17 protein-coding genes and 1 other RNA gene are annotated in these 21,208 nt (G+C 39.5%); 17 read left to right on the top strand and 1 reads right to left on the bottom strand.

What is annotated here, in order from left to right:
* Positions 1–1,527: 1,527 nt before the first annotated feature.
* Positions 1,528–1,902: a hypothetical protein gene (locus tag ACFIKN_RS07805; protein ID WP_375637660.1), complete on the top strand. Its 375-nt coding sequence runs from the start codon at positions 1,528–1,530 to the stop codon at positions 1,900–1,902.
* 106 nt (positions 1,903–2,008) lie between these two features.
* Here ACFIKN_RS07805 and ACFIKN_RS07810 read toward each other — a convergent pair whose 3' ends face one another.
* Positions 2,009–2,164, bottom strand: coding sequence for a hypothetical protein (locus ACFIKN_RS07810; protein ID WP_273790790.1), 156 nt, complete (start codon positions 2,162–2,164; stop codon positions 2,009–2,011).
* Positions 2,165–3,261: 1,097 nt separating this feature from the next.
* Between ACFIKN_RS07810 and ACFIKN_RS07815 the strand changes: the two genes are divergently transcribed.
* The 16 genes from ACFIKN_RS07815 to ftsA all read left to right on the top strand — a co-directional run bounded on the left by ACFIKN_RS07815 (position 3,262) and on the right by ftsA (position 21,186).
* Positions 3,262–3,771 (top strand): lytic transglycosylase domain-containing protein, encoded by a 510-nt coding sequence (locus ACFIKN_RS07815; protein WP_273790789.1) that lies wholly within the window; start codon positions 3,262–3,264, stop codon positions 3,769–3,771.
* 83 nt (positions 3,772–3,854) lie between these two features.
* Positions 3,855–4,245, top strand: an RNA gene (gene rnpB / locus ACFIKN_RS07820) — RNase P RNA component class A.
* A 264-nt stretch (positions 4,246–4,509) separates the two neighbouring features.
* Positions 4,510–5,508 carry a 16S rRNA (cytosine(1402)-N(4))-methyltransferase RsmH gene (rsmH, locus tag ACFIKN_RS07825; protein WP_273790788.1) on the top strand — a complete coding sequence of 333 codons (999 nt, stop codon included), beginning with the start codon at positions 4,510–4,512 and terminating at the stop codon, positions 5,506–5,508.
* A complete protein-coding gene (locus ACFIKN_RS07830) occupies positions 5,505–5,909 on the top strand; it encodes a hypothetical protein (protein WP_273790787.1) in 405 nt (134 codons plus the stop codon). The genes rsmH and ACFIKN_RS07830 overlap by 4 nt, the downstream gene beginning before the upstream one ends.
* On the top strand, positions 5,909–7,651 hold the full coding sequence (locus ACFIKN_RS07835) for a peptidoglycan D,D-transpeptidase FtsI family protein (protein WP_375658189.1): 1,743 nt from the start codon (positions 5,909–5,911) through the stop codon (positions 7,649–7,651). The genes ACFIKN_RS07830 and ACFIKN_RS07835 overlap by 1 nt, the downstream gene beginning before the upstream one ends.
* A gap of 23 nt (positions 7,652–7,674) precedes the next feature.
* Positions 7,675–9,126: a UDP-N-acetylmuramoyl-L-alanyl-D-glutamate--2,6-diaminopimelate ligase gene (locus ACFIKN_RS07840; RefSeq protein ID WP_375631181.1), complete on the top strand. Its 1,452-nt coding sequence runs from the start codon at positions 7,675–7,677 to the stop codon at positions 9,124–9,126.
* A complete protein-coding gene (gene murF, locus ACFIKN_RS07845) occupies positions 9,123–10,544 on the top strand; it encodes a UDP-N-acetylmuramoyl-tripeptide--D-alanyl-D-alanine ligase (protein ID WP_375631180.1) in 1,422 nt (473 codons plus the stop codon). Before ACFIKN_RS07840 ends, murF begins: the two co-directional genes overlap by 4 nt.
* Before the next feature lie 21 nt (positions 10,545–10,565).
* The gene (mraY, locus tag ACFIKN_RS07850) at positions 10,566–11,636 is read left to right on the top strand and encodes a phospho-N-acetylmuramoyl-pentapeptide-transferase (RefSeq protein WP_273790783.1); all 1,071 of its coding nucleotides are present in this window, start codon (positions 10,566–10,568) and stop codon (positions 11,634–11,636) included.
* Positions 11,637–11,640: 4 nt separating this feature from the next.
* Entirely contained in the window at positions 11,641–13,035 is a 1,395-nt protein-coding gene (gene murD / locus ACFIKN_RS07855) for a UDP-N-acetylmuramoyl-L-alanine--D-glutamate ligase (RefSeq protein ID WP_375658190.1), read from the top strand.
* 145 nt (positions 13,036–13,180) lie between these two features.
* Complete coding sequence (locus ACFIKN_RS07860; RefSeq protein WP_273790781.1) at positions 13,181–14,335, top strand: FtsW/RodA/SpoVE family cell cycle protein; 1,155 nt, start codon at positions 13,181–13,183, stop codon at positions 14,333–14,335.
* Positions 14,328–15,464, top strand: a complete 1,137-nt coding sequence (locus tag ACFIKN_RS07865) for a UDP-N-acetylglucosamine--N-acetylmuramyl-(pentapeptide) pyrophosphoryl-undecaprenol N-acetylglucosamine transferase (protein ID WP_375654487.1) — start codon at positions 14,328–14,330, stop codon at positions 15,462–15,464. Before ACFIKN_RS07860 ends, ACFIKN_RS07865 begins: the two co-directional genes overlap by 8 nt.
* Entirely contained in the window at positions 15,448–16,875 is a 1,428-nt protein-coding gene (gene murC, locus ACFIKN_RS07870; protein ID WP_273790779.1) for a UDP-N-acetylmuramate--L-alanine ligase, read from the top strand. The genes ACFIKN_RS07865 and murC overlap by 17 nt, the downstream gene beginning before the upstream one ends.
* On the top strand, positions 16,853–17,830 hold the full coding sequence (gene murB, locus ACFIKN_RS07875) for a UDP-N-acetylmuramate dehydrogenase (RefSeq protein ID WP_273790778.1): 978 nt from the start codon (positions 16,853–16,855) through the stop codon (positions 17,828–17,830). The genes murC and murB overlap by 23 nt, the downstream gene beginning before the upstream one ends.
* A 238-nt stretch (positions 17,831–18,068) precedes the next feature.
* Positions 18,069–18,989: a D-alanine--D-alanine ligase gene (locus ACFIKN_RS07880; protein ID WP_273790777.1), complete on the top strand. Its 921-nt coding sequence runs from the start codon at positions 18,069–18,071 to the stop codon at positions 18,987–18,989.
* Positions 18,977–19,888, top strand: a complete 912-nt coding sequence (locus ACFIKN_RS07885; protein ID WP_375631205.1) for a cell division protein FtsQ/DivIB — start codon at positions 18,977–18,979, stop codon at positions 19,886–19,888. Before ACFIKN_RS07880 ends, ACFIKN_RS07885 begins: the two co-directional genes overlap by 13 nt.
* Positions 19,885–21,186 (top strand): cell division protein FtsA, encoded by a 1,302-nt coding sequence (ftsA, locus tag ACFIKN_RS07890; protein ID WP_273790775.1) that lies wholly within the window; start codon positions 19,885–19,887, stop codon positions 21,184–21,186. The genes ACFIKN_RS07885 and ftsA overlap by 4 nt, the downstream gene beginning before the upstream one ends.
* Positions 21,187–21,208 lie beyond the last annotated feature (22 nt).

Here is a 21,208-nt window from a genome sequence, read left to right on the forward strand (position 1 = left end):
ATAAGATCGGCGATGATCTATGGATAGTCCGTGGCTGAAAGTAGGAAAGAAAAGCGTGATATTACACTAAAGTTTCGTATCTCTTTATCATTGAGAAGTTATGAAGGTTATTAAATAAGTCCATTGTTCTTGCCAAACGTATTTTCTTTCTTTTTATGTTTGCCGCTCATCTTATGACGCAGTCCGTGGGTATAGCGTAAAATTGATAGGGCACCATCGTCTTTAGTTTAAATAAAAGTTGTAAGCCGGCATTATCGTTTTATGTTTTTTATCCATACGCTTCTTCTTGTTTGTGATGTGCGATAGTATGGCTATTCATTGATTCAATAGACGAAGATTGAAAATAAGGGAACCTTACGTTCTTGAGATCTCTCATGTAAATTGTAAATGATGAGTTATGATTGTAAATCAATGAATTGTTTACGTTAGAAGAACAGACTATACAATTTTTTATCACAGAAACTACTGTGTGTATTATTTTACGGGATCATTTAAATGATAGAGATTAAGAGAAAATGTCTGCATTGATTTCGGTTTGTTATGTTAAAATGCGTTAGAGACTGTTGGTTATTGTAAAATGATTTATCGTTATTTGGAATGACGATGGGGCGTGATTCGAAACAAATACCTTCAGAGTTCTCATTTTTTCATAAGATTAAGCAGTTTAAATTCTTCATTGATTTTTACATGAGGGATGTAACAATATTTTAATGATCATTTACAGCAATTTTTTATAAAAATAGATAAGATTTTATTTATCTAATTTATTGTTTTATATGAATAATTCATAGATTTCTTGCAAGAAGATGTTTTTCATTTTTTACGGTTATTTGTGTAAGATTTTAAAAATCTACGTTTTTCTTTTTGTGGTGATTGCTGTTGGAAAAATGATTCTACTTTTACGTAGTTTGATTTTTATAGGGTGGATACGTAGAAATTACTGTTTTTTTTAAATTATGATCATCAGAGTTATGAAAGAAACTATTTAAAAGTTATAATGATCGTAGATTCTAATTGGTGCTTCTAGAAATAAAATTGCTTCAAATTGGGTCATTTTGAACTTTTTTTGCCTAAATTTAAACATTTTTAAATAATTTATAATTCTTTTATGTTTTTTTGCGTAGAAGATGATAAGAATTTCTTGTTGTTTAAAAAATTTTATTCCATAGCAAGAATATTGCATCGGCTATCTTAGTGGTTGATGTAAGAGGACAATCGGGGAACCTCCTCCCCCCCCCCCGCGTGGATCCCCTAGATTGTCTGGCCTGACTGAGGATTTCCTCAGTCAGGCTTTTTGTAATTATTTTAGGAAATGTAAAGTGTTATTAGGGGGGGGAAGTGTAAGATCTGTTATTGTTTCGCCTATAGTACCTAAATACATAGAGGGGCGGGTCTTATTGGGCGGAGAGTGTTAGCGTATTCATTTTTAATAATTTGATTTTTCTTTATTGAGGCATTGTTGAATGCTATAAGGGGAATCATAAAAGGAATCTATGTTTGTATTCTGTGATCTTTAGGTAAGAGATAATGGGATCTTTTTCGCATCGTATTATTTTTATTTTATTCGTATTTTTTATTTTTGGCGCTGTCTTTTTTGCTTCTCAAAGTAGTGTTGTTTATCAGTTTTTTTCCGGTCGTTCTTCTTCTTCTCAGAACCTTGATGTAACAGAGGAGGAGTTGTTAGAGAGATTGTCCGTGTCTTTTCCAGATATTATCAAGCATCTTTCTAAGATGGACCCTCAACAGCAAGAGTTGTTTATTGCGCAGCTGCGTCGTGATGTAATTGCGCTTGCTGCTAAAAGTGGTCAGAGTCGTGAGCAGGCTCAAAAATCTGGTGAAACTGTTGCTATGGCTCTCTCAAAAGCGATTTCTCGTCCTTCCATTGCTAATGCTTATTTTTAGCTATTTTTTAATTGCGCTTTTGGGTTTTAAAGGAGAAAGAGCTTTTCGTGAAGTTTTGAAAAGTGCGAGGAGATAATCAATTTGTAAGATAATTAACAAATTTATCTTACTCAAAAGGTGTGCAGTCGGAGTATAACGGTAATGTTGCAATCATTACAGGAGAGATAGAAAATCTATCAAGGGTATTGGTCAAGTTAATTGCATTATCAATCGCTACAATGACAAAAGCAGTATTGACTATAATAAAATACGTTAATCGCATTTTATATGCCAGTTATTTTTTTATTTGATATGAGAAAATAAAAATTTTTTAAAGGATTTAAGCTTTCTTTGTTCTACGGGTTTTAGGATATTTATCCACTTGTATGATTTCTGAAAATGAGGTGCAAGGCTGATAAGGTGATAGTCTGTGACAAAGAAAAAATATTTGAATGAAGATGAGAGGTCTATTTTTATTTAAAAAGGCTTTGGGGGTATTGAGTTTTCTAACATTTTTCAGAAAAACAGACACAAGTAATTGTTAGGCTTTATTGTAGAGACAAAGACGGATATAACTTTTTTAGTATATTGTTTTATAATGATAAATTATCATTATTATATTGAATAAGAATCTTAAGAATTGTAAAATTTTCTCATTTTAAATTTATCCATGGTGAAAAAATCAAAATTAGTTTCTAGTACACTACCAGTGGGAGGACTGTGTGGATAACAGCTCTTTTAAAAAGGAATTAAAAAGCTTCTTTGAGACATCTTGAGAGCTAAAAGTCTGTTGCAATATTTTGAATTGGTAAAGAGTATGATGGTTTTAGTATATTTATGAATTTTTTATGTGCGATAATGGGGGGATTTGTTTTGTGATTTGTTGAGGTTTTATCGGATATAAAGAGTGCTGTGGGTGTTTTAACCAGAGAGAAGCGTTGATAGCGGTTTATATTTTTATGAAACTTTCTTGATATTGAGCATCTCCGGTAAAAAGATGCTCTTGTCTCTCTTACTTTGTGGGATTGATCCCAATAAAAAAATTAATAATCTTATGTAAAAAATATTACATCTAGTTAAGATGCTATTTTTTTAATATAAAAATTAAGTGATACAATAGCGATAGCAGCAATTTATAGATTATATCATTTTATTTAATACGCTATAAGATTAACCATAGTTTCTTTATTTTTTTATTTTATGATATAGAGAAATCTATGATTTGTGAATAAAGAGATATTCTTTTGTTACATGATTTTATCTTGAAATTGTCTTACTCTTTCCTTTTTCAAGCCGTTCTTTTGCTTTCTTTTTTTGTATAATACGTTTGCAAATTACTTGCGGCTAGAATTTGAGAATGTTTGAGTGAAGAGAAAGAAAATGCAATTTTTGAAAATCTTGTTAAATACAGCGTGTGCTGTATTTTTTGTATTTGACATAAGTTGGACTCATAGTGTCTTAAATGTTGCGGAATCAGGAGAAGCCTCAGTGATTGTTGCTCCTAAGATTCCTGATCGCCCTTATGAGTTTCTTATTCAGAAACTTGCGAATAAATATAATGTTCCCGTTAATTTAGCACATGCTGTTGTAAAAGTTGAAAGTAATTATAAGGCAGGTATAAAGGGGGCTGCTGGCGAAATAGGTTTGATGCAAATTAAACCCTCTACGGCACGAGGGTTGGGCTTTAGTGGTTCTGTACAGGATTTGTACGATCCTGCGACCAATCTTGAATATGGTATGCGTTATTTGGCACGAGCGTATAAACTCAGTGGTGGAAGTACGTGTGGTACAATCCTTAAATATAACGCAGGTCATGCTGCAAAAAAAATGAATTCCATTTCGGCGAAATATTGCGCAAAAGTGAAAACTTATCTGGCTTCATTAAAATAAAAACATCTGTTGAGAGAGGTTTGTCATAAAATATTTTAAGATGCTATTTTCATTGAGCAAAAAATATTTTATAAATCAATATGTCAGTCGGCTGGGCAGCCGCGCTTGTCTGATGCTGAAATATGGCAGGTGAGGAAAGTCCGGGCTCCATGGAAAGACGGTGCCGGGTAACACCCGGCGGGGGTGACCCTAGGGAAAGTGCCACAGAAAGTAAACCGCCTATTTTTATAGGTAAGGGTGAAAGGGTGGAGTAAGAGCCCACCGCGCATTCAGTAATGAATGTGGCAAGGTAAACCCCACCGGGAGCAAGACCAAATAGAAATGACGTGCAAAATTTAATTTGCAGCCGATTTCCGGGCGAGTCATTCGGGTAGGTTGCACGAGGCGGATGGTAACATCCGTCCCAGATGAATGGTTGCCATGTAAAGTGTAAGCTTTACTCTACAGAACCCGGCTTATAGGCCGACTGATATTTCATGATGATACGCGATATTTTATAAGATCAATTATATATGATCTTTTATGGAGTCTATGTGTTTGAAATGGACACTTGAGCAAAGAGTGTTTTAAAAAATTATAACATTTCTTTAAGTATAATGCGTTAGGATCTGTTTTGGGATAACTTTAGTTTTTTCGTTCATTGTGATTAATATGAAAGTTGAAGGCTAGGTTATTCTAAGATCAGTTGCCATGAGAGAGCTGTTGATTTGAGACAGCATAACTTCAAGACGGATTATTTTGATAAATCAGGATCAAAGAGCTGAACGCCATATTCCAGTGTTGTTGCAGCCAGTTTTGACTGGGCTTATGCCATTGGTTGGAGCAAAAGTAATTGATGGTACCTTTGGTGCTGGTGGTTACACGCGCGCTTTGTTAAAGGCAGGGGCACAGGTGATCGCTCTTGATCGTGATCCTCATGCTATCAGTGCAGGACAATCGCTTGTTGAAGAATTTTTTCCACGTCTTCGTTTGGTCCATATGGCATTTTCACAGCTCGATCGTGTCGTTGAAGAGAAGGTGGATGCAGTTATTTTGGATATTGGTGTCTCTTCAATGCAGCTGGATGAAGCAGAAAGAGGTTTTTCTTTTCAAAAAGATGGTCCATTGGACATGCGAATGGCTCAGACTGGTTTTACAGCCAGCGATGTTGTCAATCATTTAAAAGCAAGGGATTTGGCACGTATTTTTAAGATATTAGGAGAAGAGCGTTATGCGGGGCGAATTGCACGGATGATTGAAAAGCGTCGTGTTGTACAGCCTTTTTTGCGTACAGGTGATTTGGCGTATGCTATCGAAGCGTTGATAGGACGTAAACCGGGAGATCGTATTCATCCAGCAACACGTGTATTTCAGGCTCTTCGTATCTATGTTAATGATGAAATTGGTGAATTGGCATGTGGTTTATTTGCTGCTGAACGCGTTTTAAAAGCTGGAGGCCGTTTGGGGGTTGTCAGTTTTCATTCTCTTGAAGATCGTATGGTCAAAAGATTTTTTTCGGCTCGTTCTGGAGAATGTATGAGATCACGCTATCTGCCTGAAATGAAGGCTGCTCCAGCAACATTTTTTCCTTTGTTTAAAGGTGGGATCACGGCAACTAAAGAGGAGTTACAGAAAAATCCTCGTTCACGTTCTGCGAGGTTGCGTATTGGTGTACGGACTGAAGCAGAGGCTCTTGCAGCAGATATGAAATTATTTGGTTTAGCAGAGATTGCCAGTTTTGAAGGCAGCAAAAAATGACAGTTTTTCGTACATTTGATATGATTTTAGTGTTGATTATGATTTGTATGGCAGGACTTACTTATAAGGTAAAATATGATGTTCAAAAACGAATGAACGAAGTTCTTCATCTTGAGCATGAAATTGCTGCAGCAAAAAATACGGTAAGTTTGCTTCATGCTGAGTGGGCTGTGATGATAAGGCCTTCACGCATGCAAAAACTTGCGAAACGTTATCAGAAAGAACTTGGGTTAGAGGTTATACAGCCGCGTCAAATCGTGGAGTTTAAAGACATTCCGGTACAGGTACATGATCAAATTGAAGAAGTGATTAAACAAAATATCTTGGAAGATAATCAGGATATTTTGACAAATAATCGAGCTTCTCAGATCAATAGTGTTGTCCAAAAAGGCGCGCAGTAATGAAATCGACTTTTTTATTCTCACAGAAGAAAAAGCGTTTAAAGAATTCGTTGAATAATCATAATGTTTCTGTTCGTCGTCCCTATTCTAGTCGTCCACGTTTGCTTTTTTCGTTGTTCTGCTTTTTAATTTTATATGGAATCATGGGGGCTTGCCTTATTTCTTATGGGTTGGAAGGTGGACAGATTGAAGAAGCAAAGGGGCCAGGAATACTTCAATTGATGGCACGGCCTGATATCGTTGATCGTAATGGTCGTTTATTGGCAACAGATATTAAAACTTATTCACTTTTTGCTGAGCCACGGCGTATTATTGATGTGGATGAAACAATTGAATTGCTCTCAACAGTTTTGCCTGATCTTAATTGGCAGGAAACCTATAAGCGCTTAAAAAGAAAATCTGGTTTTTCTTGGATACAGCGTGGGTTAACACCAATGCAGAAGACGCAAATTATGGCTCTTGGTATACCAGGAATTGGTTTTCGGACTGAAATTCGTCGTTTTTATCCTGATGGACCTGTAACTTCTCATATTCTCGGTATGGTGAATGTTGATAATCAGGGCATTGCAGGTATGGAAAAATACATTGATGATGCGGGGCTGAGTGCTTTGCGTGCCGCTGGTCTTGCCATGGAAGAATCATTAAAACAAGTTCAGCTTTCGATTGATGTGCGTGTTCAGTCAATTGTTCATGATGAACTTATTCAGGCTATGAAGCGTTATAAGGCAATTGCTGCAGGAGCTGTTATTTTAAATATACATACGGGGGAAGTTTTGGCTTTGGCATCACTACCAGACTTTGATCCTGGAAATCCTGTTGAAGCTTTAAAAAGTGATCGTCTCAATCGGATGACGGCAGGAGCTTTTGAAATGGGATCGATCATTAAAAGTTTTACGACCGCTATGGCTCTTGATTCCGATATTTTTCATTTAAACAGTATTATTGATGCTTCAAAGCCAATAAAAGCAAGTAGTGGCTATACTATTCATGATTTTCATGGAAAAAATCGACCCTTAACGTTATGGGAGGTTTTTATTTATTCTTCTAATATTGGTTCTGCTAAAGAGGCGTTGGCGATAGGGATTGATAAACATCGTGGTTTTTTGCAAAAACTTGGATTACTGGATCGTCTCACAACAGAGTTGCCTGAAGTTGCCCACCCTATTGTGCCAAATCATTGGAAGGATATCCATTCTATGACGATTTCTTTTGGGCATGGTATGGCAACAACACCCTTGCAAACAGCTGTCGGGGCTGCTGCTTTAATGAATGGTGGTTGGTTAATTGCTCCGACATTTTTAAAACGGCCAAAAGAACAAACTTTGCACCATGCAAAACGGGTTTTGCAGGCTAAAACAAGTCAAAATATGCGTTACCTTTATAAATTAAATAGTGATATTGGTTCTGGACGTAATGCAAAAGTTGAAGGTTATCGTGTAGGTGGTAAGACAGGAACAGCTGAAAAAGTTGAAAATGGAAAATATTCTAAAACAAAAAATTTTAATAGTTTTCTTGCTGCTTTTCCTATTGAGGATCCTGCTTATGTTGTTTTAACAATTATTGATGAACCAAAGCCTGCTGAGGGACAGCGTTCAGCAACAGCGGGGATGAATGCTGGACCAATGCTTGCTAATATTGTTCGTCGCACAGCTAGTTTTCTTGGTGTAAAACCCGATTTTAAAAAAGAATATGAGCCTCTTTTAAGTAAAAAGAGCAATTCAAGTTTCGTTAAACAACGGTAAAATGAATATAAAGGTGCGTTATCATGTTGTTGGGAACAGTTTTTACAGAATGCGTTGAAGATGAAAGTCTTTCTTCAATAGAAATAACAGGAATAAGTGCGGATTCTCGACAAGTTTTGCCAGGCTATGTTTTTGTTGCTGTTCAAGGAAAAAAAAGTGATGGAAGACACTATATAGATGATGCGATAAAGCGTGGTGCACGAGCAATCGTTACAGATTGTCATGCTGTTCTTGAGGATTTATCTGTTCCCATTTTACGTGTTTCTAATGTTCGTCATAGTTTAGCGTTGGCAGCTGCACGTTTTTACGGTTCTCAGCCTGAAACGGTCGTTGCTGTGACTGGTACAAGTGGTAAAACATCTGTTGTCTCTTTTCTTCGGCAAATTTGGACTTATGTTGGATTTTGTGCTGCGAGTATAGGAACGGTTGGTGTTGTTTCTCCTAAACGGAATGTTTATGGTTCTCTCACAACACCTGATCCGGTCGTCTTGCACCGTCTTCTTTATGAAATTTCTCATGAAGGTGTGACACATGCAGCTCTTGAAGCTTCTTCGCATGGGCTTGATCAAGGGCGACTTGATGGAGTCCGTTTAACGGCTGGTGCCTTCACCAATTTAGGGCGAGATCACATGGATTATCACACGGGGGTAGAGGATTATTTGCGGGCTAAAATGAGGTTATTTGATACACTTTTGCCTGTATCTGCTCCTGCTTTGATTTTTGCTGATGATGTCTATTCACAAAAGGTTATTGATGTTGTCACACAAGCGCGTCGCCGTGTTTTGACAATTGGTCGTAAGGGGCAATTTATCACGATTAATCGTGTTGAACATCAACGCTCAAAACAGTGTATTGAGTGTCGTGTGGAAAACAATATTTATACATTTGTTTTGCCTTTAGCTGGAGATTTTCAGGTAGCCAATGCGCTTATGGCAGCGGGGTTAGCAATTGCAACGGGTGCTTCACCTCGTAAGGTTTTTTCTGCGCTTGAAACTTTGCAGGGGGCACCTGGGCGATTAGAGTTTGTGGGAAAGACAGAAAATAATGCGCTTGTTTATATTGATTATGCCCATAAACCAGAAGCTTTGGAGCAGGTTTTGCTTTCTGTTCGTCCCTTTACGCAAGGGCGCTTGATCGTTGTTTTTGGTTGTGGAGGAGATCGTGATCAAGGAAAAAGACCTTTGATGGGAAAAATTGCGGCGGATAAAGCGGACATTGTTATTGTAACGGATGATAATCCTCGCACAGAAATGCCAGAAAAAATACGCAAGGATATTTTACAGGCGGTGCCAACAGCAATAGAGATAGCAGATCGTGGTGAGGCTATTTCTTACGCGGTGGAGCTTTTGAAAGTTGGTGACACATTAATCATTGCTGGAAAAGGTCATGAGGATGGCCAAATTATAGGGCAGACAACTTATCCTTTTTCAGATCGTCTGAAAGCGATAGAAGCTTTAGAGGACCGAAAGAAATGACAGCTTTATGGGATAAGCAAGCACTTGTTGCTGCAATTAATGGTGTTGTAATGGGAAGCATGCCAGAAACTTTTTCTGGGGTTTCCATTGATAGCCGTACTCTTGCGGAAGGGGATGTTTTTTTCTGCATTAAGGGGCATCATCTTGATGGTCATGATTTTGCTGCGCAAGCTTATGAACGAGGTGCAGGCGTTCTTATCGTTGCGGAACACCGTTTGAGGGATATGAAAAAGATATCGGCTCCACTCATTGTCGTTCCTGATGTTTTGCAAGCCTTAGAACAACTTGCACAAGCTGCACGCAAACGTTCAAGAGCTAAGATTATCGCGGTAACAGGATCAGTGGGAAAAACAACGACAAAAGAAGCTTTGAAACAAGCTCTTGCAACTGCTGGGAATGTTCATGCGAATCTCGCTTCTTTAAACAATTGCTGGGGGGTTCCACTCACTTTAGCGCGGATGCCTATGGAGAGTGATTATGGTATCTTTGAAATTGGTATGAATCATAGAGATGAAATTCGCCCTCTGGTCAAACTGGTTTGTCCGCATGTTGCTCTCATTACGCATATTTGTGCAGGACATATGGGTTTTTTCAAAGATCTTGAAGAAATAGCAAAGGCAAAAGCTGAAATTTTTGAAGGATTAGATGAAAAAGGAATTGCCATTTTAAATGCGGATAGTGATTTTTTTTCTTATCTCGTTCAAAAAGCAAAGAAATGCGGTGTAAAGAAGATCTTAAGCTTTGGTGAGACTAAAGATGCTGATTATCAAGCGCGAGGTATACGTCTTCTAACTGATAGTACTTCTATGATTGTGCGTATTGGGGGGCGGGATAGGGAGGTTCAAATTGGTGCTCCAGGACGCCATATTGTGCAAAATAGTTTAGGGGTTATTGCTGCTTGTGATGCTATGGGGGTTGAGTTAGAGCCTGTTTTTCTTTCTTTTCGCCATTTTTCTTCTCAAAAGGGGCGAGGTGTTCGTTATCAATTGTCTTTATCAAATGGGGGTGAATTTTATCTCATTGATGAAAGCTATAATGCAAATCCTGCTTCTATGCGTGCTGCACTTGAGCTTCTTGCTACAGGACCTGTAGGGAAAGAGGGGCGGCGAATTGCTATTTTAGGGGATATGCTAGAATTAGGGGAGTATAGTGAAAAGCTTCATCGTGATTTAATAAAACCAATACGTCTTTCCGGTGCTAATCCGGTTTTTCTATTTGGTGAGGCGATGAAATCTTTAGTCAGTGATTTGTCTACTGGTGTTAAGGTTCATTATGCTGAAAATATTGAGAAAATTTTACCGCTTCTTTTAGCAGAAATTTCTTCTGGGGATCTGCTTATGGTTAAATCATCCAATAGCCTTTGTTCATCAAATATTGTGACTGCATTGCTTGATCGCTATAAAGCGGTTTCTTCATAGTTTTAAGAGGTTTTTTGTACAATGATGCTGTTTTTTTCTTCGTTTAGTGATTGGCTTCCAGGTGTGAATGTATTTCGTTATATTACTTTTCGCACGATAGCGGCTATGCTTACTTCGGGACTTATCGTCTTTTTGTTTGGACCTAGCATCATTGCTTCTCTTAAATTGCGGCAGGGTAAGGGACAACCGATTCGTGCTGATGGTCCTCAAACACATTTTAAAAAGGCTGGAACACCTACAATGGGTGGATTGATGATTTTAACCGGCATTGTGGTATCGGCATTTTTGTGGTGTAATTTATCGAATATTTACTTTTGGGTATCGCTATTGGTTATGCTTTCTTTTGGGGCAATTGGATTTTATGACGATTATCTTAAGGTCACAAAACAAACAGACAAAGGATTTTCTGGGAAAGCACGGTTAAGCTTAGAGTTTTGTGTTGCCGCAATTGCGGCTTTTGTTATTCTGAAAATTGGCTCATCTGGATTCGCTTTGCCTTTTTTAAAAGATTATCTTATCAATTTGGGCTGGTTTTTTATTCCTTTTTCTGCGTTTGTCATTGTCGCGACGGGTAATGCGGTTAATTTAACGGATGGACTCGATGGGCTTGCTATTGTTCCTGTGATGGTTGCAGCTTTATCTTTTGCTCTGATTGCTTATCTTTCTGGTAATATGAATTTTGCTGATTATCTCCAAATCCATTATGTATCGGGTACAGGTGAATTGGCTGTTTTATTGGGAGCTGTTGTTGGGGCAGGGCTTGGTTTTTTATGGTTTAATGCACCACCTGCAGCTATTTTTATGGGAGATACTGGTTCATTGGCTCTTGGAGGACTCTTAGGGACTGTTGCGGTTGCTACGAAACACGAAATTGTTTTGGTTCTTATTGGTGGGCTTTTTGTTGTGGAAGCTTTTTCGGTCGTTATTCAGGTTGGTTATTTCAAATTAACAAGAAAACGCGTGTTTCTTATGGCACCGATACATCACCATTTTGAGAAAAAAGGCTGGACTGAAAGCCAAGTCGTGATACGCTTTTGGATTATTTCGATTGTTCTCGCTCTCATAGGTCTTTCAACACTTAAATTGCGGTGAGAATGTGATTTCTGTTGCGTGTTATAAAGGTCAAAAAGTTGCTCTGTTTGGATTGGGACAGTCTGGACTAGCAACGGCACAAGCATTGATGTGTGGTGGTGCAGAAGTGGTGGCGTGGGATGATAGTCCTTCAAGCGTGCAAATGGCTTTTCGGCACAATATTCCAACACGAGATCTCCGTTATGAAGATTGGTCAGAATTTGTTGCATTGATTGTAGCTCCTGGAGTTCCTTTAAGTTATCCTCAACCCCATTGGGTTGTTGAAAAAGCACGAAAAAAAAATATAGAAATTATCGGTGATATTGAATTATTTGTTCGGGCGCGCCATCAATTTTTACAGCATTATGGTTTTTGTGACAAAGACGTTCCTTTCATTGCGATTACGGGGACGAATGGGAAGTCAACCACAACATCTTTACTTGCGCATTTGTTGGAAAAAATGGGCTATGATGTGCAGATGGGGGGAAATATTGGAAAGGCAATATTGACGCTTAAGCCCTTTGTTAAAAAACGTATCTATGTGATTGAATGTTCATCATTTCAAATTGATCTTACTCCCTCTCTTCAGCCGACTATTGGACTTTTATTAAATCTCACACCTGATCATATTGATCGACATGGAAGTTTTGCCTGTTATGTGCAAACCAAAAGGCATCTGATTGCTCAGGCTTCTCAGGCTTTTATTTCAGTTGATGATGCAGCTTGCCGGGTTTTATATCAACAGTTACTTCATGAGGGGAAGCAAATTGAGGCAATTTCCAAGGATCATTTTGTTGAAAATGGTTTTTATGCAGATGGGACCAAGCTCTTTTCTGTTCGTCAAGGACAGCGTCATATGCTTGCAGATCTTGCTCCTATGGCGGGGTTACGTGGGAGTCATAATGCGCAAAATGCCCTTATGGCATTAGCAACGTTGCAGGCTTTAAAAATAACCGATCCTTCTATGGACAAGCATTTAGCAAGTTATAAAGGGTTGGATCATCGTATGCAACAGGTGCGTAAAATGGGGGCGGTTTTGTTTATCAATGACAGCAAGGCGACTAATGCAGATGCAACAGCTCCTGCGCTTTCCACCTTTAATGATATTTTTTGGATTGTTGGGGGACAGGCAAAAAAGGGAGGAATAGAGTCTCTTAGAGAATTTTTTCCTAAAATTCGTAAAGCCTATTTGATTGGGAGCGCGGCGGAAGAATTTGCTCGCACTATTGGATCTTCTTTTCCCTTTTCTATGAGCTTAACTTTGAAAAATGCGGTGCGTGAAGCAGCTGTTGACGCAATAGGCTGTAAGGCAAAAGAGGTGACGGTTCTTTTGTCACCTGCTTGTGCAAGTTATGACCAATTTAAAAATTATGAAATGCGAGGCGAAGCATTTGTCTCTTTTGTGATGCAGTTACAATAAAAAAAGCATCAATTATAAAAAATATTTTTGCGTTAAGACTCCAGAATCTTTTTTTGTGTAATTTAGTTTTTAAAGTGTTTGTTAAACAGGCTGGGAAACCATATCACTTTGAGACAATTTATAAAATGGATAAGGTGTGGATATCATGGTGACGCGTGCAGATAGAGATCCAATTGCTAATTGGTGGTGGACGATTGATCGCTCTATCTTTGCAGCTTGTTTAATTTTAATGGGAATTGGCATTATGCTGTCTTTTGCTGCCAGCCCCATTATTACAAAAAAAATCGGAATTGCTGATAGTTTTTATTTTGTTCGGTGGCATATTATTTTCAGCATTTTAGCATTTTTTACGATGGTTACCATTTCTTTTTTTTCGCTTTCTAATATTCGTCGTTTATGTGCTCTTTTGCTCATTGTAACGCTTGCTCTTATGGTTGCAACCTTATTTTTTGGTCCAGAGTTAAAGGGAGCACGGCGATGGATTCAGCTATTTGGTTTTTCTGTACAGGCTTCAGAGTTTATGAAGCCAGCTTTTGTGGTTATGTCCGCTTGGCTTTTTTCGGAACAGATACGCAAGAGGGGAATTCTAGGTTATACGTTAGCGATTGTACTTTATGGCATTTGTTGTGTGCTTCTGGTTTTGCAGCCTGATATTGGACAAACAGTTTTAATAAGTGCAACATGGGGGGGGCTGTTTTTTATTGCTGGTGTACCTCTTACTATTATTTTTCTCTTTCTCATTTTAGGCGTTGTAGGAATTATTTTAGCTTATTTTTTTCTGCATCATGTGCGCGAGCGGATCAATGGTTTTTTGACAGGTGAAGGAGATACTTTTCAAGTGGATGTAGGACGTGAGGCTATTTTGAATGGTGGTTGGTTTGGGCAAGGTCCTGGGGAGGGAACAGTAAAACGTATCATTCCTGATAGCCATACAGATTTTGTATTTTCCGTTGCTGCTGAAGAATATGGTATTATTCTTTGTTTATTAATTATGATGCTGTTTGGCTTTATCGTTATGCGTTCATTGTATATAGCCATGAATACACGTGATTCCTTTATACGTCTTGGTATTACTGGCATAGCAATGATGATTGGCTTTCAATCAGCTATTAATATGGCCGTTAATCTTCACTTAATTCCTCCAAAAGGCATGACATTGCCTTTTATTTCTTACGGTGGTTCTTCGATGGTGGCGATTGCGTTTTCAATGGGCATTTTGCTTAGTTTAACACGTCGTTGGCCAGAAGCACGCCTTTCAGCTTTTTCTTCCTCTTCTGTCTTGGATACCCCTTATGAATGATAAAAAAGTTATTGTTTTGGTGGCTGGTGGTACAGGTGGACATCTTTTTCCTGCTGAAGCCCTTTCTGTTGAATTAAGGAAGCGTGGATATGATGTTCATTTAATAACAGATGAAAGAGCACGACCTTTTGTTCGGTGCTTTGATGAAGAGCATATTCATATCGTTTCATCGGCAACGTTTATACGACGTCATCCTTTTGCTCTGATAAAGACGTTTTGGTCTTTGCTAAGGGGAATGGGGCAATCGTTGGCGTTGTTTTATAAATTACGTCCTGTTCTTGTTGGAGGATTTGGGGGGTATCCGAGCTTTCCTCCTCTTTTTATTGCGGCTTTAACGAGGCGTGTGACATTTATTCATGAACAAAATGCTGTTATGGGGCGTGCCAATCGGGTGTTGGCAATTTTTGTGCGTGCAATCGCTGGTGGTTTGTTGTCGCCAAATGGCGCTTATGCTCATAAAATACTTTTGACGGGGAATCCTGTCCGTGAGGCTGTGTTGAAGGCGGCCAAAATTCCTTATCATTCTTCAGAGGGGGAAAAGCCATTTAATTTTTTGATTTTTGGAGGTAGCCAAGGGGCTTCTGCTTTTTCACATATTGTTCCAGAAGCGATTGCTTTATTCGATGATAAGAACCGTAAACGTTTACGAATTGTACAGCAAGTCCGCGGTGAAGCAGGAGGGTTGATCAAAATCTATCGTGATATGGGCGTACAAGCAGAGGTTGCTCCTTTTTTTGATGATATGGCTGAACGTATGGCACATGCTCATTTTATTTTGTCGCGCGCTGGGGCTTCGTCCGTTTGTGAGATAGCGGTGATTGGTAGACCTGCTTTGCTTGTTCCCTATCCCCATGCTTTAGATCACGATCAGGCTGCCAATGCAGCTCTGCTTGCTCGTGTAGGTGGTGCGCAAATTGTATCAGAAAAAGATTTGAATGCACAAAAGCTTTTTTCTCTTTTAATGCACGCTTGTTGTGCACCCCATTTATTGGAAAAACAAGCGCTTGCTGCAAAACAAGTTGGGCAACCTCATGCAACCCGTTGCCTTGCTGATATGGCTGAATCCTTAATTGCAGGGCGATTGTTGTCAGATATAAAAGAGGAGCTTTTTAATGAAAATGCCACTTGATATAGGCGTTATCCATTTTATCGGAATCGGGGGGATCGGTATGAGTGGAATTGCGGAGGTTTTTTATAATCTTGGCTATAAAGTTCAAGGGTCAGATCAAGTTGAAAGTGCAAATGTTGAACGTTTGCGGAAAAAGGGAATTAACGTTCATATAGGTCATTGTGCTGAAAACTTAGGGAATGCAGAGGTTGTTGTTTTTTCTACTGCCGTTAAAAAAACAAATCCTGAGTATATTGCTGCAAAGGAAAGACATTTACCGCTTGTTAGACGTGCAGAAATGCTGGCGGAGCTGATGCGGTTTCGGCGTGCAATTGCGGTGGGTGGTACACATGGTAAAACAACAACCACATCAATGGTTGCAGCCCTTCTTGATGCTGGTCATTTTGATCCAGTGGTGATTAATGGCGGTATTATTAATGCTTATGGTACGAATTCTCGTACAGGAGATGGCGATTGGATGATTGTTGAAGCTGATGAAAGTGATGGTACATTTTTAAAGCTGCCTGCTGATATTGCTGTTATTACTAATATTGACGCTGAGCATTTGGATCATTATGGAAGTTTTGATGCTGTGCGTGAGGCTTTTCGGCAATTCGTAGAAAATGTTCCTTTTTATGGTTTTGCTGTTTTGTGCCTTGATCATCCAGAGGTTCAGTCATTGGCGGGCCGTATTGATGATCGTTGGGTGATCACTTATGGTGCAAATCCACAAGCAGATGTTCGTTTTCTTAATCTTTCGATGGATGGTCAAAAAACGCATTTTGATGTTCTTGTTCGCTCACGCAAAACAGGAAGAAAGATTGAGTTGAAAAATATGCTTTTGCCTATGGCAGGGCAGCATAATGTTGCCAATGCAACGGCGGCAATTGCTATTGCGCATGAACTTGGCATTTCAAATGAAGCTATAAAAAGGGGCTTAGCAGAATTTGGCGGAGTAAAACGGCGTTTTACGCGAACAGGAAGTTGGCGTGGCATTGAAATATTTGATGATTATGGACATCATCCTGTCGAAATAAAAGCTGTTTTGCGTGCTGCACGTGAGAGTGCAAAAGGGCGTGTTATTGCGATTGCACAACCCCATCGGTATTCACGTTTGTATCATTTATTTGATGATTTTGCTGCTTGTTTTAATGATGCAGATACAGTGTTGATTACGCCCGTTTATGCGGCTGGTGAAGAGCCTATTGTAGGATTTGGTTCTCAAGAATTGGTAGAGCATATTAAAATGGCGGGTCATCGTGATGTGCGCTTGATACATGGTTTGGAAGATGTTGTGTCTCTTGTCTCAAAATTTGCTCAGGCAGAGGATTATGTTGTTTTTCTTGGTGCTGGCAATATCACACAATGGGCTTGTGCGTTGCCTCATCAGTTAGCGGTATTGGATGGTCATGATAAATTTTCAGCACATTGATGGTGAGGCGCTATTGGCGCAATTGCAACCATTGTTGGGTGGCGTGAGAGGAAAACTTACACCTAATGTTGAGATGCGTAAGGTAACGTGGTTTCGCACTGGCGGATTGGCAGAGCTTTTTTATCAGCCTGTTGATGAAGAAGATTTGGCTCTCTTTCTTCAAAATTTGCCTGAATTTGTTCCTGTAACAATTGTCGGTATCGGTTCTAATCTTCTGGTGCGTGATGGGGGGGTTCCTGGTGTTGTGATTCGTCTTTCGCCAAAAAGTTTTGGGCAAGTGAAGCAGGTTTCTCCAAAAGGCTTTTTAGTTGGTGCTGGTGCGGCGGATAAACATTTAGCTGCTGCCGCTTTAGAAGCTGAGATTGCAGGTTTTCATTTTTATCATGGTATTCCTGGAGGTCTTGGAGGAGCTCTCAAAATGAACGCTGGTGCGAATGGTGTTGAAACCGCAGCGCGTGTTGTCGAGGTCTATGCGCTGGATCGTAAAGGGCAACGTCATATCTTGAGTGTGAAAGATATGCATTATTCCTATCGCCATTGTGATGTTCCTAAAGATTTTATTTTTACGGCTGCTTTATTGGAAGGAAAACTCGGCAATAAAGATGATATTCGTGCTGCTATGGATGAAGTTGCCCTCCACAGAGAAACAGTGCAACCTATTCGTGAAAAAACAGGGGGGTCAACTTTCAAAAATCCTGGGAATGGATCTGCGTGGCGCGTGATTGATGAAGCAGGGTGTCGTGGTTTACGGATTGGTGGCGCTCAAATGAGTGAAATGCACTGTAATTTTATGATTAATACAGGGCAAGCAACAGGATATGATCTTGAAGCATTGGGAGAAACAGTGCGTGCACGTGTTTTTGCAAATTCAGCCCACCTTTTACAATGGGAAATAGAGCGTATTGGTCAATTTGAGCGTGGTCGAAGTGTTTCTCCTTTTGATCCATTTCATTGATTTATTGTTCACTAAAAAAGTGAAAATAAAAAATTGAGTCATTTCAAAGAGATAATAAAAAATTTCTATTAAGAATCAATAAATTAACAAAGAATCTCTTGCATCAGGCTTTTGAGTCTGATTCATTATGCAAAATGCTAGGTTATTGATTCGCAAGGATAAACTTTGTTTTTCCTGTATATGGTGCTGATGTATTCTATATAGACTACATATAGTATGCGAAAGAGGGTGATTTATTATGAAAGATAAACATATAGCTGTGTTAATGGGAGGTTTTTCTTCTGAGCGGTCTGTAAGTTTATCTTCAGGGGCGGCTTGTGCTGATGTTCTAGAGGTACAGGGGTATCGCGTGAGCCGCGTGGATGTTGATGCTCGTATTGCTTCTGTTCTTGAACAGTTGCAGCCCGATATTGCCTTCAATGCATTGCATGGTCCATTTGGTGAAGATGGCCGGATTCAGGGGATTCTTGAATATTTAAAAATTCCTTATACTCATTCTGGCGTGATGGCATCTGCTTTGGCAATGGATAAGGGACGTGCAAAAATTATCGTTGCAAATGTTGGGGTTTGTGTTGCTCCTTCTCGTATCATGAGCCGCTTTGCTTTGGGTCGAACGCATCCCATGGAGCCTCCTTATGTAATTAAACCTGTGTGTGAAGGATCAAGTTTTGGTGTTGTCATTGTCCAAGGAAATGAAGCTGTACCGCCGCATAATATTGGGGGAGCTGAGTGGGGATATGCCGATGAGGTGATGATTGAAAAATATATTCCTGGTCGTGAATTGACTTGTGCTGTTTTGGGGAATGAAGTGCTGGATGTGTGTGAAATTCTTCCCGATAAAAACTTTCCATTCTACGATTATGACTCAAAATATAAAACGGGTGGTTCTCTTCACATTTGTCCTGCACAACTTTCACTAAATATTTACCAAAGTGTGCAAAGAATGTCTTTAGCAGCCCATCAGGCGATAGGGTGTCGAGGTGTTAGCCGTTCTGATTTTCGTTTTGATGAAAAAACGGGAGAGTTGGTTTGGCTTGAAATTAATACGCAACCCGGTATGACATCGACGTCTCTTCTTCCTGATATTGCAAAAGCGAGCGGCCGTACTTACGGCGATATTGTTCAATGGATGGTGGAGGACGCATCATGTATGCGTTGAATGTTAGTAAAACAAATGTTCCGATGGAGGTGCTTTCAGTGCCGGCTTTGCCACGTCTTTATCGTCGTTTTCTTCGGTTTATGTTTGAGTTTGTTTTTGTTAATATTCACATTCCACGCCATTTTGGCTCTTTTGCTGTTGTATGGTTTTTCTTTGTTACGGCTTTTTATGGACTTTCATCAAGTGGTCAGATGACTGTGATCGTAAACACGATCATATTGGATAGTAGTTTTGTGGTCACTCATGTTGATATAAGCGGTAATAAGCGCTTGGCAAAGCAGGATATTTTTAAAATTTTAAAACTTGATGTTGCGCCTTCTATATTCACTTTTGATGTTGAAAGAGCGCGTTCTCTTTTGGAAAAACAGGCTTGGGTGCAATCGGCTAATGTTCAGAAAATTTATCCTAATAAAATGCGCATTTCCATCGTGGAGCGTGAACCCTATGCCATTTGGCAACATGATGGCATAATGGATATTGTTGATCATACAGGTCGTGTCATTGTGCCTTTTAAAGGGGAAATTGTTCGGGATTTACCTCTTGTGGTTGGGCAGGGGGCACAAAATGCTGCTAAAGTGTTTATTCAAGCGCTGTCAGTCTATCCGGAAGTATATGATCGTATTCGTGCTTTTGTGCGGGTAGGTGATCGACGTTGGGATCTTGTTTTGAATAATGGAATGCGCGTTATGTTGCCTGAAAATGGTGCTCTTGAAAGGCTTTCTTCTCTTTTTTCGTCCGGTACAATGCAAGATCTTTTATCTCGCGATATTCTCAGTGTTGATTTACGTCTTGCTGATCGAATTACTGTTTCTTTATCAGATGAAACGTTGGAGCGTTATCATGCTACTGTAGCAGAAGAAGAACGTATTTTAAAAGCGCGAAAGGCAGGAAGCCTATGATGCTACTCAGATCACATCATTTGAAGGGGCGTAAAACACGTTTTTTAACGGTACTTGATGTCGGTTCAAGTAAGATTGTTTGTCTTATTGCTTGTTTGCGTCCTTTGAAGCATGCACACTATTTACATGGTCGTACACATTCTACGGAAATTCTAGGCTTTGGAGTGCAGCGTTCACGTGGTATTAAATCCGGTGTTGTCATGGATATGTTTGCAGCAGAACAATCAATAAGATTGGCTGTTGATGCGGCAGAAAAAATGGCGGGTTTGGTGGTGGATTCAGTGATTGTGAATTTTTCCTCAAGTCGATTACAAAGTGCTTTGATTAATGGAAAGGTCCATTTGAATGGTCGTGAAGTCACCAAGCGTGATATGCGTATGGCCTTTTCAGATGTTTCGCGTAAAGCCTTTGATGCTGAACGTCATGTTATGCACTCAGTTCCAGTTTCTTATGTATTGGATGGAGATAAAGGAATTTTTGATCCTATTGGCATGGCAGGGGAAACATTTGGTGTTGACGTGCATGTGGTAACAGCAGAAACAGCCTCTTTGCGTAATTTAGAAACTTGTATTAATCGTGCACATTTGAGTGTTGAAGCAATGGTTGCTACTCCCTTTGCAAGTGGTCTTGCTGTCTTGATGAATGATGAGGCGCATTTAGGGGCTGCATGTATTGATTTTGGTGGTGGAACAACAACATTTTCAGTGTTTTTTGAAGGAAAATTTATTCATGCGGATGCTCTTGCTGTTGGGGGGCATCATGTCACTCTTGATGTTGCGCGCGGATTTTCTATGTCTTTAACAGAGGCGGAACGTTTAAAAGTTGTTTATGGTTCAGCACTTTTAACAAGTGCTGATGAGCGGCAAATGATTAATGTAGCAGAAATTGGGAGTGAACAGCGTGAAACTCAATATCCTCGCGCGGTTCTTGGGCGTATCATTCGTGCGCGTGTTGAAGAAATTTTAGAAATGGTCCGTGATTGTTTAAATCGTTCTGGTTTTGGTCACATCATTGGTAAACGTGTTATTTTGACGGGGGGAGCAAGCCAGTTAACAGGATTGCCAGAAATGGCACGTACTATATTAGGAAGAAATGTTCGTATCGGGCGGCCTTTAGGTATTTCGAGGCTTCCTTCTCTTGCAAAAGGGGCGGCGTTTACATCTGCTGTTGGGTTGTTAATTTATCCGCAATTGGTGGGTTTTGAAGAAAAAACAATGCAGGCGGCAGGAAATCATTTATCGATGGGCACGCGTGGGTATTTTCAGCGTGTTGGTGAGTGGTTGCGTGAGAGTTTTTAGTTAAGTCTAGTTGGATAAATTT

This window comes from Bartonella sp. CL436QHHD, from assembly GCF_042195105.1.
Taxonomy (GTDB): Bacteria; Pseudomonadota; Alphaproteobacteria; order Rhizobiales; family Rhizobiaceae; genus Bartonella.

Excerpts from the sequence above, each read along its gene's own strand:
- ACFIKN_RS07805 (WP_375637660.1), top strand. The coding sequence starts at position 1,528 with ATGGGATCTTTTTCGCATCGTATTATTTTTATTTTATTCGTATTTTTT.
- ACFIKN_RS07810 (WP_273790790.1), bottom strand. The coding sequence starts at position 2,164 with ATGCGATTAACGTATTTTATTATAGTCAATACTGCTTTTGTCATTGTA.
- ACFIKN_RS07815 (WP_273790789.1), top strand. The coding sequence starts at position 3,262 with ATGCAATTTTTGAAAATCTTGTTAAATACAGCGTGTGCTGTATTTTTT.
- ACFIKN_RS07830 (WP_273790787.1), top strand. The coding sequence starts at position 5,505 with ATGACAGTTTTTCGTACATTTGATATGATTTTAGTGTTGATTATGATT.
- ACFIKN_RS07835 (WP_375658189.1), top strand. The coding sequence starts at position 5,909 with ATGAAATCGACTTTTTTATTCTCACAGAAGAAAAAGCGTTTAAAGAAT.
- ACFIKN_RS07840 (WP_375631181.1), top strand. The coding sequence starts at position 7,675 with ATGTTGTTGGGAACAGTTTTTACAGAATGCGTTGAAGATGAAAGTCTT.
- murF (WP_375631180.1), top strand. The coding sequence starts at position 9,123 with ATGACAGCTTTATGGGATAAGCAAGCACTTGTTGCTGCAATTAATGGT.
- mraY (WP_273790783.1), top strand. The coding sequence starts at position 10,566 with ATGATGCTGTTTTTTTCTTCGTTTAGTGATTGGCTTCCAGGTGTGAAT.
- ACFIKN_RS07860 (WP_273790781.1), top strand. The coding sequence starts at position 13,181 with ATGGTGACGCGTGCAGATAGAGATCCAATTGCTAATTGGTGGTGGACG.
- ACFIKN_RS07865 (WP_375654487.1), top strand. The coding sequence starts at position 14,328 with ATGAATGATAAAAAAGTTATTGTTTTGGTGGCTGGTGGTACAGGTGGA.
- murC (WP_273790779.1), top strand. The coding sequence starts at position 15,448 with ATGAAAATGCCACTTGATATAGGCGTTATCCATTTTATCGGAATCGGG.
- murB (WP_273790778.1), top strand. The coding sequence starts at position 16,853 with ATGATAAATTTTCAGCACATTGATGGTGAGGCGCTATTGGCGCAATTG.
- ACFIKN_RS07880 (WP_273790777.1), top strand. The coding sequence starts at position 18,069 with ATGAAAGATAAACATATAGCTGTGTTAATGGGAGGTTTTTCTTCTGAG.
- ACFIKN_RS07885 (WP_375631205.1), top strand. The coding sequence starts at position 18,977 with ATGTATGCGTTGAATGTTAGTAAAACAAATGTTCCGATGGAGGTGCTT.
- ftsA (WP_273790775.1), top strand. The coding sequence starts at position 19,885 with ATGATGCTACTCAGATCACATCATTTGAAGGGGCGTAAAACACGTTTT.